The sequence below is a fragment of the Streptomyces sp. NPDC058145 genome, from assembly GCF_042884245.1.
GTDB lineage: Bacteria > Actinomycetota > Actinomycetes > Streptomycetales > Streptomycetaceae > Streptomyces.
On record NZ_JBHVUH010000006.1, the window covers coordinates 15,018 to 30,169 of the forward strand.

The following is a 15,152-nucleotide window of genomic DNA, read 5'->3' on the forward strand; positions in this document are numbered from 1 at the left end:
CTCAGCCGAGCAGATGGGCGAGCTCCCTGGTGAGGGGCTCGCGCAGCTCGGGTGCGTCCACGCGCTCCACCCGGACGTCCGTGCAGTCCACCCAGCTCGCCGCCTCGACCAGCGCCTGGGCCACCGCCGGGACCGCCTTCGCCCCGTCCAGGGTGACCTGCCGGGCCACCAGGGCGCGGCCCTCGCGGGCCGGGTCGACGCGGCCGACCAGCCGGCCGCCCGCCAGCACCGGCATCGCGAAGTAGCCGTGAATCCGCTTCTGCTTGGGGACGTAGGCCTCGAGGCGGTGGGTGAAGCCGAAGATCCGCTCCGTGCGCGCACGCTCCCAGACCAGCGAGTCGAACGGGGAGAGCAGAGTGGTGCGGTGCCGGCCGCGCGGCGGCGCGGCGAGAGCGACCGGATCCGCCCAGGCAGGCTTGGACCAGCCCGCCACCTCGACCGGCACCAGACCCGAGTCGGCGATCACCGCGTCGACCTGCTCGCCCCTGAGACGGTGGTAGTCGGCGATGTCCGCACGCGTGCCGACGCCCAGGGCCTCGCCGGCCAGCCGGACCAGACGGCGCACGCACTCGGTGTCGTCCAGCTCGTCGTGCAACAGCGCGTCCGGGATCGCCCGTTCGGCCAGGTCGTACACCCGCTTCCAGCCGCGGCGCTCGACGCACACCACCTCGCCGTACATCAGGGCGCGCTCCACCGCGACCTTGGTGCCGGACCAGTCCCACCAGTCGCTGGTCCTCTTCGCGCCGCCCAGCTCCGTGGCGGTGAGCGGGCCTTCCGTGCGCAGCTGCTTGACGACCTGGTCGTAGACACCGTCGGGCAACTGGTGGTTCCAGTGCGGGCGGTTGCGGTAGGCGCGCCGGCGGAACGCGAAGTGGGGCCACTCCTCGACCGGGAGGATGCACGCGGCGTGCGACCAGTACTCGAAGGCGTGCGGGGCGGCGGACGCGCCCGCCGCCGGTGTCTTCCAGTAGGCGGCCTCGACGGTTTTGCGGCCGACCGCGCCCAGGCGCGCGTACGGGATCAGCTCGTGCGAACGGGCGAGCACCGAGATGGTGTCGAGCTGGACCGCGCCGAGGTGGCGGAGCACCCCGCGGACACCGGCCCGCCGGTCGGGCGCGCCGAGGAAGCCCTGGGCCCGCAGAGCGATACGGCGGGCGTCGTCCGCGGTGAGGGTGGTGGTGGGGCGCGGAAGGGTCGTCATGGATCGGACGATAGGGGCCGGCACTGACAACGGGGCATGAGCTGCGGTTTCGCCGGAGAGCGGTCAGATACGCGCGGGCAGGTACGGGGCCGTCGACGGCAGGCCCAGGTCGGAGGGGAGCAGGGAGCCCACCCAGCAGTCGCGGCGCACACCCTTGTTGTCGACGCCCGAGCGCAGGATGCCCTCGACGGTGAAACCGGCGCGTTCGGCCACCGCGCGCGAGGCCACGTTGCCGACCTCCGCGCGCCACTCCAGGCGGTCGACGGACAGGGCGGTGAAGGCCCAGCGGGCGGCGGCGAGCGTGGCCTCGGTGACGTATCCGCGGCCGCGGTGCTCCCTGACGGCCCAGAAGCCGACCTCGCCGACGCCCAGCGCCCGCATCGTGATGCCGAGCATGCCCGTCAGCTCTCCTCCGGGGAGGAAGAGGCCGAGGGTGTACATCGAGTCGCAGGCCCAGCCGTCGGGCACCATCTGCCCGGTGAAATCCTCGGCGTGCTCACGCAGATAGGGCGAGGGGAACTGGGAGATCCAGCGCTGTGTGTCCGGATCCTGTGCCGCCCGGTACACCGCCTCGGTGTCGTCGGGACCGACAGTGCGCAGCAGGAGACGGTCGGTGGTGAGCGTGACGGGTTCCATCGGCCGATTCTGGGCGGACGGCACCCGCTACGCCAGGGTTTTAGCCGTGTGTGAGCGGGTGGTCACATTTCGCGCAATTCCGTGCCGTGGTGCGGCACTATCCGCAGTGGCCGGCCGTTGTCCATGGTGAAGCAGCCGTCGCGCCGCCAGGCCTCCCGGCGCAGCCGGGTCCTCGCATACGATGGCCGTTGCTCAGTACGTCACAAGGAAAACCGACCGTCCCAGGCCCGACCGGCAAGGAGACCAGCCCCCGTGTCCGTCCTCTCGAAGATCATGCGTGCAGGCGAAGGTAAGATCCTGCGCAAACTGCACCGCATCGCGGACCAGGTCAACTCCATCGAAGAGGACTTCGTCGACCTCTCCGACGCCGAGCTGCGTGGCCTCACCGAGGAGTACAAGCAGCGGTACGCCGATGGTGAGAGCCTGGACGACCTCCTCCCGGAGGCGTTCGCCACCGTCCGCGAGGCGGCCAAGCGCGTCCTCGGCCAGCGGCACTACGACGTGCAGCTGATGGGCGGCGCCGCGCTCCACCTCGGCTATGTGGCGGAGATGAAGACCGGTGAGGGCAAGACCCTCGTCGGCACGCTGCCCGCCTACCTGAACGCCCTGTCCGGTGACGGTGTCCACCTCATCACGGTCAACGACTACCTGGCCGAGCGCGACTCCGAGATGATGGGGCGCGTCCACAAGCTCCTCGGTCTCGAGGTCGGCTGCATCCTGGCCAACATGGCGCCGGCCCAGCGCCGTGAGCAGTACGCGTGCGACATCACCTACGGCACGAACAACGAGTTCGGCTTCGACTACCTGCGCGACAACATGGCGTGGTCCCAGGACGAGCTCGTCCAGCGCGGCCACAACTTCGCCATCGTCGACGAGGTCGACTCCATCCTCGTCGACGAGGCCCGTACGCCGCTGATCATCTCCGGCCCGGCCGACCAGGCCACCAAGTGGTACGGCGACTTCGCCAAGCTCGTCCTCCGCCTCAAGCGCGGCGAGGCCGGCAACCCGCTCAAGGGCATGGAGGAGACCGGCGACTACGACGTCGACGAGAAGAAGCGCACGGTCGCCATCCACGAGTCCGGTGTCAGCAAGGTCGAGGACTGGCTGGGCATCGACAACCTCTACGAGTCGGTGAACACCCCGCTCGTGGGCTACCTGAACAACGCCATCAAGGCCAAGGAACTCTTCAAGAAGGACAAGGACTACGTCGTCATCGACGGCGAGGTCATGATCGTCGACGAGCACACCGGCCGTATCCTCGCCGGCCGCCGCTACAACGAGGGCATGCACCAGGCGATCGAGGCGAAGGAAGGGGTGGACATCAAGGACGAGAACCAGACGCTCGCCACGATCACCCTGCAGAACTTCTTCCGCCTCTACAACAAGCTCTCCGGCATGACCGGCACGGCGATGACCGAGGCCGCCGAGTTCCACCAGATCTACAAGCTCGGCGTCGTCCCGATCCCGACCAACCGGCCGATGGTCCGCAAGGACCAGTCGGACCTGATCTACCGCACCGAGGTGGCCAAGTTCGAGGCGGTCGTCGACGACATCGCCGAAAAGCACGAGAAGGGCCAGCCGATCCTCGTCGGCACGACGTCCGTCGAGAAGTCGGAGTACCTGTCCCAGCAGCTCAGCAAGCGCGGCATCCAGCACGAGGTGCTCAACGCCAAGCACCACGAGCGTGAGGCGTCGATCGTCGCGCAGGCCGGCCGCAGGGGCGCCGTGACCGTGGCCACCAACATGGCCGGCCGTGGTACGGACATCAAGCTCGGCGGCAACCCCGAGGACCTCGCCGAGGCGGAGCTGCGGCAGCGCGGCCTCGACCCCGAGGAGCACATCGAGGAGTGGGCGCACGCCCTGCCCGCCGCCCTGCAGAAGGCCGAGCAGGCGGTCAAGGCCGAGAAGGACGAGGTCGAGGAGCTCGGCGGGCTGTACGTGCTGGGCACCGAGCGGCACGAGTCGCGCCGTATCGACAACCAGCTGCGCGGTCGTTCCGGCCGTCAGGGCGACCCCGGCGAGTCCCGCTTCTACCTCTCCCTCGGTGACGACCTGATGCGCCTGTTCAAGGCCCAGATGGTCGAGCGCGTGATGTCGATGGCCAACGTGCCGGACGACGTGCCGATCGAGAACAAGATGGTCACGCGCGCGATCGCGTCCGCGCAGTCGCAGGTCGAGCAGCAGAACTTCGAGACCCGTAAGAACGTCCTGAAGTACGACGAGGTGCTCAACCGGCAGCGCGAGGTCATCTACGGCGAGCGCCGCCGCGTCCTGGAGGGCGAGGACCTGCAGGAGCAGATCCAGCACTTCATGGACGACACGATCGACGCCTACATCGCCGCGGAGACCGCCGAGGGCTTCCCCGAGGACTGGGACCTGGACCGGCTGTGGGGGGCCTTCAAGCAGCTCTACCCGGTGAAGATCACCGTCGAGGAGCTGGAGGACGCGGCCGGTGACCGGGCCGGTCTGACCGCCGAGTTCATCTCCGAGTCCATCAAGGACGACATCCACGAGCAGTACGCGTCCCGTGAGACGCAGCTCGGCTCCGAGATCATGCGTGAGCTGGAGCGGCGGGTCGTGCTGTCGGTCCTGGACCGCAAGTGGCGTGAGCACCTCTACGAGATGGACTACCTCCAGGAGGGCATCGGCCTGCGCGCGATGGCGCAGAAGGACCCGCTGGTCGAGTACCAGCGCGAGGGCTTCGACATGTTCACCGCCATGATGGAGGGCATCAAGGAGGAGTCCGTCGGCTACCTGTTCAACCTGGAGGTCCAGGTCGAGCAGCAGGTCGAGGAGGTGCCGGTCGAGGAGGCCGAGCCGGTCGTCGAGGGTGTCCAGGACCATGTGCCGGCGCAGGCCGGCGCGCGTCCGGAGATCCGGGCCAAGGGGCTGGATGTTCCGCAGCGGCGGGATCTGCACTTCTCCGCGCCGACCGTGGACGGTGAGGGCGGCATCCTGGAGCGGGACCTCGAGGACGACGAGCCCGTTCGTTCCGAGTCCGACGGGCTGACGCGGGCGGAGCGGCGTCGGCAGGCCAAGGGTGGGCGGCGTCGCAAGAAGTAGCTCTGCGGGGCTTTCAGCTGGTGACTTGGGGCCAGGTTCCTTCGGGAGCCTGGCCCCTTGGTCTGTGTGTCTGCGTGCTCGGGGCTGGGCGGGGTCTCTGGGTGCCCGGTGTTGGGGCTGGGCGGAGGCTGTTTCGCTTGCCCGCGCTGGCGGGGTCTCTCGGCTTCGCTCGAGCGGGGGAACCCCCACCCGCCCACCCGCGCCGCCCTGAGGGCCCCACAGGCCCTTGAGGCACTGGGGGGAGGCACTCATGCCCGCGGCTGGGGCGGCGCGCATGCCGGCGGCTGCGTGGGCACGTCTGCCCGCGGCCAGGCGCAGGTGTGGGTCAGTCCTCGGGTGTGTGGCGGGGCCTGGGGCCGAGTTCTACCGCTGTGCAGCGCCAGCGGTGGTCCGGGCCCTGTTCCAGGCGGAAGGCCATGGCGCGCAGGTGGTTGCCGGCGGCGATGCGGGCGAAGACCTCGAGGGCGCCGGCGCGAGGGACGTAGTAGCCGATGTCGCGGACGACGGGGCGGGTGCCGCGGGTGCGCAGCGGTCCCCGTTCGGCCAGGCGGGCGAGCTCGTCGTAGGCGCGTCCCGCGGTGTGCCGGAGCATCCAGTGGACGGGCCGCTGGCCGCTCAGGACGGCCAGCAGGCGGTCGGCGAAGAGGTCGGTGGGGCGGGGCTGCGCCACGGCCGTCACGGGCGCCGTGGCGGCCCGGCCACGGACCGGGTTGCGGGGCGGCGCGCCGCCCGGGCGACGGCTGTCGTGGCGGGTCGGAGGGCGGTGGCGCGGGCGGGGCTGAGCGGTGCCGCGGCTCATGACCTTGTTCATGGGTGTCCCCGTTCTGCGGGCCCGGAGCGTACCGGGCGGTAACTCGCTGGTGGGGATCTTGTACGGGGGCGGGGGCCGGACCCGCAAGGAAGGTGGGGTGCGTGGCGAGGGGCCCCGCAAGTTCACTTATCCGAGTGGTGCGGCCCCCCGGAAGTCCCGTGAACAGGCGGTGCGACCGGGTGAGGTGCGAGGCGCCGGGTGGACGCCGCCGGGGGTGTGGGCGGGGACTCGAAAGGGGACGGGCGCACGTATCCTGAAGGCCCGTCGACGACCAGGAAAGTGCGGCCCGCCATGCGCGTCTACGTCCCCCTGACCCTCCCCGGTCTCGCCGAGGCGCACAAGACGGGTGAACTGGGGAGCGGCCCCCTCGTCGCGTACGGTGTCACGCCCGCGCTGCGCGAGTGGTGCGTCTCCGACGACATCGAGGAGCTGGAGTACGCGGCGCTCAGCCGGGCCGCGCTGGCCTCGCTGCGGCTGCTGGCGGACGACTCCGGTGCCGGGCGGCGCCGGGTCGTGGTCGCCGTCGACGTGGCCGACGGCGCCGTCACGGCGGACCCCGGGCTCGATCCTGCCGCGCTCGGCGAGGTGACGGTGACCGGCGCGGTGCCGCTGGCCAAGGCGGCCGCGGTGCACGTCGACGCCGGTGACGCGGAGGAGGACGTGGCGGCGGCCGCGGCGGCGCTGGAGGCGGCCGACGGCGGGGACGACGACGCGCAGTTCGTCGTGGACGGGGCCGAGGACCACGAGCTGCTCTGGTACGCCACCCAGGAGATTCCCAATCTGGTGGACCGGGCCTAGGCCCGCTGTCCGGGGCCGGCCCGCCTTGACTGTCAGTGGGTGCGGGTACGGTCTTTGACATGGGGATGCACGCAAGCGCGCACATCGTCTGGGACTGGAACGGAACCCTCTTCCACGACAATGACGCGATCATCGGGGCGACGAACGCGGCCTTCGCCGAGCTGGGGCTGGCGCCGATCACGCTGGAGCAGTACCGGGCGCTGTATTGCGTGCCGGTGCCGAAGTTCTACGAGCGGCTGCTCGGGCGGCTGCCCACGGACGCCGAGTGGGAGCTGATGGACGGCGTCTTCCACCGGTACTACTTGGAGCACCGGGTGCGGTGCGGCCTGACCGAGGGGGCTGCCGAGCTCCTCGCCGGCTGGCGGTCCGAGGGGAACAGCCAGTCCCTGCTGAGCATGTACGGCCACGAGGAGCTGGTACCGCTGGTGCGGGGCCTCGGGATCGAGGCGCACTTCCTGCGGGTGGACGGACGCACGGGGCCGTCCGGCGGCAGCAAGGCCGAGCACATGGTGCGTCATCTGGAGGCGCTGACCGGGGTGCGGGCCACGCGGACCGTGGTGATCGGTGACGCGGCGGACGACGCGGTGGCCGCGCGGCACGTGGGGGCGCGGGCCGTGCTGTACACCGGCGGGTCGCACAGCAGGGCCAGCCTGGAGGAAGTCGGAGTCCCGGTGGTGGACACGCTGGCCGAGGCGGTCGCGGAGGCGCAGCGAATAGCGGCGTGAGCGGAGCCGGGAGTGCCGGCGCGCCGCGCTACGGCCGGGCGGTCGTCACGTCACCGGGGCCTTGGCCCTCAGCACCCTGAGGAACTCCCGCATCCAGGTCGGGTGGTCCGGCCAGGCGCGGGCCGAGACCAGGGTGCCGTCGACCACCGTCTCGGTGTCCTCGAAGTGGGCTCCGGCGGCCTGCATGTCGAGTTCCAGGGCGGGATAGGCGGTGACCCTCCGGCCGCTGAGGCTGTCGACGGCGGCGGTGAGCAGCGGGCCGTGGCAGATCTGGGCGACCGGCTTGTCCGCGTCGAAGAAAGCCTTGAGGATCTTGCGCAGCTCGGGGTCGTTGCGCAGGTACTCGGGGGCGCGGCCGCCGGGGATGACGAGGGCCGCGTACTGACCGGGGTCGACCTCGGAGAAAGCGAGGTCGGCGGGCCAGGTGTAGCCGGGTTTCTCGGTGTAGGTGTCGTAGCCGGGCTCGAAGTCGTGGACGACGAAGCGGAGTGTCTTGCGGGTGGGGGCCGCGATGTGGACGTCGTAGCCTTCCTCGCGCAGGCGCTGGTACGGGTAGAGGACTTCCAGGGACTCCGCTGCGTCGCCGGTGATGATGAGGATCTTCGCGGGCATGTCGGCTCCTCCTGGGCGGGCACGGCCCCCCTGCACGGGGACGGGCGCTGTCCTGGCAAGGTGCCCGCACCCGGCGCGCTTACCAAGAGGGCCCGTCGCTTTCAGGGTGCGGCCCACCGCACCGTGACGCGACCCGGTCCCCGGCCCGGTGCCCGCCCGGCCCCGGGTCCGCACTCCGTCCCACCGCCGGATACGCCACCCGTCCCCACCCCACCCCTGTGCAGAACGTCAAACTTCACCCCCCGGTTTTGTACACATACGGCTCATGACGACTCCCGGGTGAGGAGCGATAGCCTTGTGGCGTGATCAGCGCGATAGTTCGCGGGGGCAATGCCGCCCCTGCCCTGCGCCCGGGTTGCACGGAGCATCTCCGTGACCGGGCGGCGGTCGCTGGTCTTCGCGGGCGGGCCGGGGGCGCCGAAGCCCCCGGGATGCCGAGGACGGCCCAAGAACCGGCGGCGCCGAGAGCGGCGTCACATCCGGCGGGCGTATCGAAAATGGCCGAATACCCCCCGCTCTTCTCACCTCGCGGCATAGCGTCGGATCGGACCGGACACCCCGGGCCGTGGCGTCGAGCCGGAGGGAAAGAGACCGTATTTCCTTCTACGTCACGCAACGGCGCGCGACAGGAGCCAGAGGACAATGCAGACCAAGCTGGACGAAGCCAAGGCCGAGCTGCTCGAACGGGCGGCCCGGGTAGCTGAGAACAGCCCGGTCGGGGGGCACCTACCGACCGGGACGACGGCGACGGGCGAGGGCACGGCCGGCACCCCCGACAGCGAAGCCGTGCACGCGTTCCTCCAGCGCTACTACCTGCACACCGCCCCGGAAGACCTCTCCGACCGCGACCCGGTCGACGTCTTCGGCGCCGCGGTCTCGCACTACCGGCTCGCCGAGAACCGGCCGCAGGGCACCGCCAACGTCCGGGTGCACACCCCGACCGTGGAGGAGAACGGCTGGACCTGCAGCCACACCGTCGTGGAGGTCGTCACCGACGACATGCCCTTCCTCGTCGACTCGGTCACCAACGAGCTGACCCGTCAGGGCCGCGGCATCCACGTCGTCATCCATCCGCAGTTCGTCGTCCGGCGCGACGTCACCGGCAAGCTGATCGACGTTCTGCCGACCCCGCCCACCGGCGACCTCCCGCACGACGCGCACATCGAGTCCTGGATCCACGTCGAGATCGACCGGGAGACCGACCGCGCTGACCTGAAGCAGATCACCGCCGATCTGCTGCGCGTCCTGTCCGACGCCCGGGAGGCCGTCGAGGACTGGGAGAAGATGCGCGACGCGGCCGGCCGGATCGCCGACGGACTGGAGAGCGAGCCGCTGCCGGGCGACCTGCCGGCCGCCGAGGCCGAAGAGGCCCGCGAGCTGCTGCGCTGGCTCTCCGCCGACCACTTCACCTTCCTCGGCTTCCGCGAGTACGAGCTGCGCGGCGACGACTGCCTGGCCGCCGTGCCCGGCACCGGTCTCGGCATACTGCGCGCGGACCCGCACCACTCCGAGGACGACCAGCACCCGGTCAGCCCCTCCTTCGAGCGGCTGCCCGCCGACGCCCGCGCCAAGGCCCGTGAGCACAAGCTGCTCGTGCTGACCAAGGCCAACAGCCGCTCCACCGTGCACCGGCCGTCGTACCTGGACTACATCGGCGTCAAGAAGTTCGACGCGGACGGCAACGTCGTCGGCGAGCGCCGCTTCCTCGGCCTGTTCTCCTCCGCCGCCTACACCGAGTCGGTCCGCCGGGTCCCGGTCATCCGGCGCAAGGTCGACGAGGTCCTGCAGCGGGCCGGCTTCTCCCCGGAGAGCCACGACGGCCGTGACCTGCTCCAGATCCTGGAGACCTACCCGCGCGACGAGCTGTTCCAGACCCCGGTCGCCGAGCTGCAGTCCATCGCGACGAGCGTCCTGTACCTGCAGGAGCGCCGCCGGCTGCGGCTGTACCTGCGGCAGGACGAGTACGGCCGCTACTACTCGGCGCTCGTCTACCTCCCGCGCGACCGGTACACCACCGGCGTCCGGCTGCGGATCATCGACATCCTGAAGGAGGAGCTCGGCGGCATCAGCGTCGACTTCACCGCCTGGAACACCGAGTCGATCCTGTCCCGGCTGCACTTCGTCGTCCGGGTCCCGGCGGGCACCGAGCTGCCCCAGCTCTCGGACGCGGACAAGGAGCGCATCGAGGCCCGACTGGTCGAGGCCGCCCGCTCCTGGGCCGACGCGTTCGCCGAGGCGCTCAACGCCGAGCTGGGCGAGGAGCGCGCCGCCGAGCTGCTGCGCCGCTACAACAACGCCTTCACCGAGGGCTACAAGGCGGACCACAGCCCGCGCGCGGCGGTCGCCGACCTGGTCCACCTGGAGCGGCTCAGCGAGGTGAAGGGCCACAACTTCTCCCTCAGCCTGTACGAGCCGGTCGGCGCCGCCCCCGACGAGCGCCGCTTCAAGATCTACCGCAAGGGCGCCTCGGTCTCCCTGTCCGCGGTCCTGCCGGTGCTCCAGCGGCTCGGGGTGGAGGTCGTGGACGAGCGGCCGTACGAGCTGCGCTGCGCGGACCGCACCACCGCCTGGATCTACGACTTCGGCCTGCGCATGCCCAAGTCGCCGGCCGGCACCGACCACTTCGGCGACGACGCCCGCGAGCGCGTCCAGGAGGCCTTCGCCGCCACCTGGACCGGCAAGGCGGAGAACGACGGTTTCAACGCCCTCGTGCTGAGCGCCGGGCTGACCTGGCGGCAGGCCATGGTGCTGCGCGCGTACGCGAAGTACCTGCGGCAGGCCGGTTCCACCTTCAGCCAGGACTACATGGAGGACACCCTCCGCGACAACGTCCACACCACCCGGCTGCTCGTCTCCCTGTTCGAGGCGAGGATGTCCCCGGACCGGCAGAAGGCCGGATCGGAGATCACCGACGCCCTGCTGGAGGAGCTGGACGCGGCCCTGGACCAGGTGGCGAGCCTCGACGAGGACCGCATCCTGCGTTCCTTCCTGACCGTCATCAAGGCCACCCTGCGCACGAACTTCTTCCAGGAGGCGCAGAGCGGCGAGCCGCACGGCTACGTCTCCATGAAGTTCGACCCGCAGGCCATCCCGGACCTGCCCGCGCCGCGCCCCGCGTACGAGATCTGGGTGTACTCGCCGCGGGTGGAGGGCGTGCACCTGCGCTTCGGCAAGGTCGCCCGAGGCGGCCTGCGCTGGTCCGACCGCCGTGAGGACTTCCGTACCGAGATCCTCGGCCTGGTCAAGGCGCAGATGGTGAAGAACACCGTCATCGTGCCGGTCGGCGCCAAGGGCGGCTTCGTCGCCAAGCAGCTCCCGGACCCGAGCGTGGACCGGGACGCGTGGCTGGCCGAGGGCATCGCCAGCTACAAGACGTTCATCTCGGCGCTGCTCGACATCACCGACAACATGGTGGCCGGCGAGGTCGTCCCGCCGCAGGACGTCGTACGGCACGACGGCGACGACACCTACCTGGTGGTCGCGGCCGACAAGGGCACGGCGACCTTCTCGGACATCGCCAACGAGGTCGCCGAGAAGTACCACTTCTGGCTCGGCGACGCCTTCGCCTCCGGCGGCTCGGCCGGTTACGACCACAAGGGCATGGGCATCACCGCGCGCGGCGCCTGGGAGTCGGTGAAGCGGCACTTCCGCGAGCTGGGCGTGGACACGCAGAGCGAGGACTTCACGGTCGTCGGCGTCGGCGACATGTCCGGTGACGTGTTCGGCAACGGCATGCTGCTCTCCGAGCACATCCGCCTGATCGCCGCCTTCGACCACCGGCACATCTTCATCGACCCGAACCCGGACACGGCCACCTCCTACGCCGAGCGCCGCCGTCTGTTCGAGCTGCCCCGCTCGAGCTGGGCCGACTACAACACCGAGCTGCTGTCGACGGGCGGCGGGATCTTCCCGCGCACCGCGAAGGCGATCCCGCTCAACGCGCACATCCGCCAGGCCCTGGGCATCGAGGAGAAGGTCTCCAAGATGACCCCGGCCGACCTGATGAAGGCGATCCTGCACAGCCCGGTGGACCTGCTGTGGAACGGCGGCATCGGCACGTACGTGAAGTCGTCGGCGGAGTCGAACGCCGACGTCGGCGACAAGGCCAACGACGCCATCCGTGTCGACGGCAGCGACCTGCGCGTGAAGGTCGTCGGCGAGGGCGGCAACCTGGGCCTCACCCAGCTCGGCCGCATCGAGTTCGCGCTGCACGGCGGCCGGATCAACACCGACGCGATCGACAACAGCGCCGGCGTGGACACCTCCGACCACGAGGTGAACATCAAGATCCTGACCAACGGGCTGGTCACGGACGGCGACATGACCGTCAAGCAGCGGAACAAGCTGCTCGCCGAGATGACCGACGAGGTCGGCGGCCTGGTGCTGCGCAACAACTACGCGCAGAACACGGCGATCGCCAACGCCCTCGCCCAGTCCAAGGACATGCTGCACGCGCAGCAGCGGTTCATCCGCCACATGGTCCGCGAGGGCCACCTCGACCGGGCGCTGGAGTTCCTGCCCACCGACCGTCAGATCCGCGAACGCCTCACCCAGGGCCAGGGCCTGACCGGCCCGGAGACGGCCGTGCTGCTGGCGTACACGAAGATCACGGTCGCCGAGGAGCTGCTGCACACCACGCTTCCGGACGATCCGTACCTGCGCACCCTGCTGCACGCCTACTTCCCGACGGCGCTGCGCGAGCGGTTCCCGGACGGCATCGACAGCCACCCGCTGCACCGCGAGATCACTACGACCGTGCTGGTCAACGACACGGTCAACACGGGCGGTACGACGTATCTGCACCGGCTGCGCGAGGAGACCGGGGCCTCGCTGGAGGAGATCGTCCGCGCCCAGACCGCGGCCCGCGCGATCTTCTGCTCGGCGCCCGTGTGGGACGCGGTGGAGGAGCTGGACAACAAGGTCGAGGCGGCCGTCCAGACCCGCATCCGGCTGCACTCGCGCCGCCTGGTCGAGCGCGGCACCCGCTGGCTGCTGAACAACCGGCCGCAGCCGCTGCAGCTCGCCGAGACGGTGGACTTCTTCGCCGAGCGGGTCGAGCAGGTCTGGCAGCAACTCCCGAAGCTGCTGCGCGGCGCGGACCAGGAGTGGTACCAGCACGTGTTCGACGAGCTGTCCGCCGCCGGTGTCCCGGACGAGCTGGCCACCCGCGTGGCCGGGTTCTCCTCCGCCTTCCCGGCGCTCGACATCGTCTCGGTGGCCGACCGCATGGGCAAGGAGCCGCTGGACGTCGCCGAGGTGTACTACGACCTCGGCGACCGGCTCGGCATCACCCAGCTCATGGACCGCATCATCGAGCTGCCGCGCAACGACCGCTGGCAGTCCATGGCCCGCGCGGCGATCCGCGAGGACCTGTACGCGGCCCACGCCGCGCTGACCGCCGACGTCCTCGCCGTCGGCAACGGCACCTCCACGCCGGAGCAGCGCTTCGACCTGTGGGACCAGAAGAACGCCGCGCTGCTCTCCCGCGCGCGCACCACCCTGGTGGAGATCCGCGGTTCCGACGAGTTCGACCTCGCCAACCTGTCGGTGGCGATGCGGACGATGCGGACGCTGCTGCGCTCGCACTCGTAGCCGCGGCGGTAGCCGTACGGCTGTAGAAGGCGCCCCGGGCCGGTCCAGGCCCGGGGCGTCTTCTTTCCTGCTTCCTTGGCCCAATATTCCGCTTTCGGGCGATCGGGGCATTTCCGATAGGGTCTGGGCTGTGACAGCGACCTCACCGAGAACCGCCCGGCAGCGGTCGCGCGGGATGCGCGCCGCGCCGCCCGGCGCCGCACGTGCCGGGCGGGCGCTGCCCTCGGTCGTCGCGGCGCTCGTGCTGGTCCTGATGCTCCTGGTGATCGTCCGTCTGCCCTGGGCGGGCGATCTCGGCATGCACGCGGCGACCGTGCAGCGGCTGCGGCACAGCCTGCTGCGCCCGGGGAACCCCCTGGTCGACGCCGACACGCCAAGCCCGTACTACTCGCCCTGGACGCTGCTGCTGGGCTGTCTCGCCCGGGTGACCGGTCTGTCGGTGTTCAACGTGCTGCGGGTCGGCGCGCTCGCCGGGCTGGGGCTGCTGGCCACCGGTGTCTGGCGCTACGTCCGCACCCTCAGCGGCCATCGCGCGGCGCCCGCCCTGGCGTTCCTGAGCCTGGTCTTCCTTTGGGGCCCGCTCCTGTTCAACTGGAGCGGTTTCCTCGGCCTCAACTCCCTCGCGTTGACGGTGTCGTACCCCAGCGCCCTCGCCCTCGGACTGTCCTTCCACTTCTGGGCGTGGCTCACCCGGGCGCTGCGCGCCGGGGCCGGCTGGGGCGGGTGGCTCGGTCTGGGCGCGCTCTGGGCGCTGATCCTGCTGTGCCACCAGTTCACCGGGGTCGTGGCATGCCTCGGGGCGCTGGCCACGGTGATCGCCGCACGGCCGGGCCGGCCCGAGCTGCCGCGGCTCGGCGCGGCGGCCGCCCTCGGCCTGGTGCTGCTGTGGGCGTGGCCGTACTACGACTTCTTCGCGCTGTTCTCCGCGGGCGCCGATCTCGAGGCGATCCACCGGTCGCTGTACGGGCATCTGGCCGGGCGGTTCGGGCTGGTCCTGCTCGGGGTGGCGGCCCTGGGGGCGCGCTGGCGGCGGGACCGCCGGGATCCCCTGGTGCTGTTCTTCCTGCTCGGCGCGCTGGTGTTCGTCGCGGGCGGGCTGACCGGGCACTACTCGTGGGGCCGAGCGCTGCCCGCCGCGCTGATCCCGGCCCAGCTCGCGGCCGCGCTGGAGGCCGTTTCGGCGGGGAGGCGGGCGGTGCGGACCGGGTGGGCGTGTGCGCTGGGCGCCGCGCTGCTGGTGGGGGCGTGGACGCAGGTGGGGACGCTCGGGTATGTGGCGGGCCGGGGCCCGCTGCCGGGCGCGGTCGCGGCGAAGTACCGGGCGCCGTGGGCCGGGTATCACTGGGTCACGCCGTGGGTGAGGTACGGGGACGTGGTGATGGCACGCACGATGGCCTCGCGGCAGATTCCGGCGTACGGGGCGTACACCGTGGCTCCTGGGTATCCGGATGTGTTTCTGCGGGACGCGGGGGCGCGGGAGGCCGCGGAGCGGCGGTATTTCGCGCCGGGGCCGGGGCCGGGGGCTTCGGTGCGGCGGGCTGTGTTGCGGGAGTACGGGGTGCGGTGGTTGGTCGGGGTCAGGGGGGACGCGGAGCCGTGGCTGCGGAGGGTGGCTGTGGGGCCTGGGGGACAGGTGTTGTACAAGGTGCTGCGCTGAGCGATGTGGTCCGGTGCGCGGTGCTTGTAGCTCGGCGGGGTGTTGTGCCTGCCCGCG

At 71.0% G+C, this 15,152-nt stretch carries 9 protein-coding genes; 5 read left to right on the plus strand and 4 right to left on the minus strand.

Annotation, left to right across the window (positions count from 1 at the left end):
- Position 1 precedes the first annotated feature (1 nt).
- Complete coding sequence (locus ACFVVO_RS14850) at positions 2-1,201, minus strand: winged helix-turn-helix domain-containing protein (RefSeq protein ID WP_390054943.1); 1,200 nt, start codon at positions 1,199-1,201, stop codon at positions 2-4.
- 63 nt (positions 1,202-1,264) lie between these two features.
- Positions 1,265-1,837, minus strand: a complete 573-nt coding sequence (locus ACFVVO_RS14855) for a GNAT family N-acetyltransferase (RefSeq protein ID WP_390054945.1) — start codon at positions 1,835-1,837, stop codon at positions 1,265-1,267.
- Positions 1,838-2,089: 252 nt separating this feature from the next.
- On the opposite strand from ACFVVO_RS14855, the gene secA reads away from it, so the two are divergent.
- Entirely contained in the window at positions 2,090-4,900 is a 2,811-nt protein-coding gene (secA, locus tag ACFVVO_RS14860) for a preprotein translocase subunit SecA (protein ID WP_390054946.1), read from the plus strand.
- A 325-nt stretch (positions 4,901-5,225) separates the two neighbouring features.
- Here the strand turns inward: secA and ACFVVO_RS14865 are convergent, their stop codons facing one another.
- Complete coding sequence (locus tag ACFVVO_RS14865; protein WP_390054948.1) at positions 5,226-5,711, minus strand: Rv3235 family protein; 486 nt, start codon at positions 5,709-5,711, stop codon at positions 5,226-5,228.
- 291 nt (positions 5,712-6,002) lie between these two features.
- Here ACFVVO_RS14865 and ACFVVO_RS14870 point away from each other — a divergent pair, with 291 nt between their 5' ends.
- Together ACFVVO_RS14870 and ACFVVO_RS14875 are read left to right on the plus strand one after the other, a co-directional pair.
- Positions 6,003-6,509, plus strand: a complete 507-nt coding sequence (locus ACFVVO_RS14870) for a DUF6912 family protein (protein ID WP_390054949.1) — start codon at positions 6,003-6,005, stop codon at positions 6,507-6,509.
- A 59-nt stretch (positions 6,510-6,568) separates the two neighbouring features.
- Entirely contained in the window at positions 6,569-7,234 is a 666-nt protein-coding gene (locus ACFVVO_RS14875; protein WP_390054951.1) for an HAD family hydrolase, read from the plus strand.
- A 45-nt stretch (positions 7,235-7,279) separates the two neighbouring features.
- Here ACFVVO_RS14875 and ACFVVO_RS14880 read toward each other — a convergent pair whose 3' ends face one another.
- Positions 7,280-7,846 carry a DJ-1/PfpI family protein gene (locus ACFVVO_RS14880; RefSeq protein WP_390054952.1) on the minus strand — a complete coding sequence of 189 codons (567 nt, stop codon included), beginning with the start codon at positions 7,844-7,846 and terminating at the stop codon, positions 7,280-7,282.
- Between the two features lie 642 nt (positions 7,847-8,488).
- Between ACFVVO_RS14880 and ACFVVO_RS14885 the strand changes: the two genes are divergently transcribed.
- Both ACFVVO_RS14885 and ACFVVO_RS14890 read left to right on the plus strand, forming a co-directional pair.
- Positions 8,489-13,438 (plus strand): NAD-glutamate dehydrogenase, encoded by a 4,950-nt coding sequence (locus ACFVVO_RS14885; protein ID WP_390054953.1) that lies wholly within the window; start codon positions 8,489-8,491, stop codon positions 13,436-13,438.
- A gap of 175 nt (positions 13,439-13,613) precedes the next feature.
- A complete protein-coding gene (locus tag ACFVVO_RS14890; RefSeq protein WP_390055580.1) occupies positions 13,614-15,095 on the plus strand; it encodes a hypothetical protein in 1,482 nt (493 codons plus the stop codon).
- The last annotated feature ends 57 nt before the right edge of the window (positions 15,096-15,152 follow it).

Coding starts and splice junctions, on each gene's coding strand:
- ACFVVO_RS14850 (WP_390054943.1), bottom strand. CDS start 1,201: ATGACGACCCTTCCGCGCCCCACCACCACCCTCACCGCGGACGACGCC.
- ACFVVO_RS14855 (WP_390054945.1), bottom strand. CDS start 1,837: ATGGAACCCGTCACGCTCACCACCGACCGTCTCCTGCTGCGCACTGTC.
- ACFVVO_RS14865 (WP_390054948.1), bottom strand. CDS start 5,711: ATGAACAAGGTCATGAGCCGCGGCACCGCTCAGCCCCGCCCGCGCCAC.
- ACFVVO_RS14870 (WP_390054949.1), top strand. CDS start 6,003: ATGCGCGTCTACGTCCCCCTGACCCTCCCCGGTCTCGCCGAGGCGCAC.
- ACFVVO_RS14875 (WP_390054951.1), top strand. CDS start 6,569: ATGGGGATGCACGCAAGCGCGCACATCGTCTGGGACTGGAACGGAACC.
- ACFVVO_RS14880 (WP_390054952.1), bottom strand. CDS start 7,846: ATGCCCGCGAAGATCCTCATCATCACCGGCGACGCAGCGGAGTCCCTG.
- ACFVVO_RS14885 (WP_390054953.1), top strand. CDS start 8,489: ATGCAGACCAAGCTGGACGAAGCCAAGGCCGAGCTGCTCGAACGGGCG.
- ACFVVO_RS14890 (WP_390055580.1), top strand. CDS start 13,614: ATGCGCGCCGCGCCGCCCGGCGCCGCACGTGCCGGGCGGGCGCTGCCC.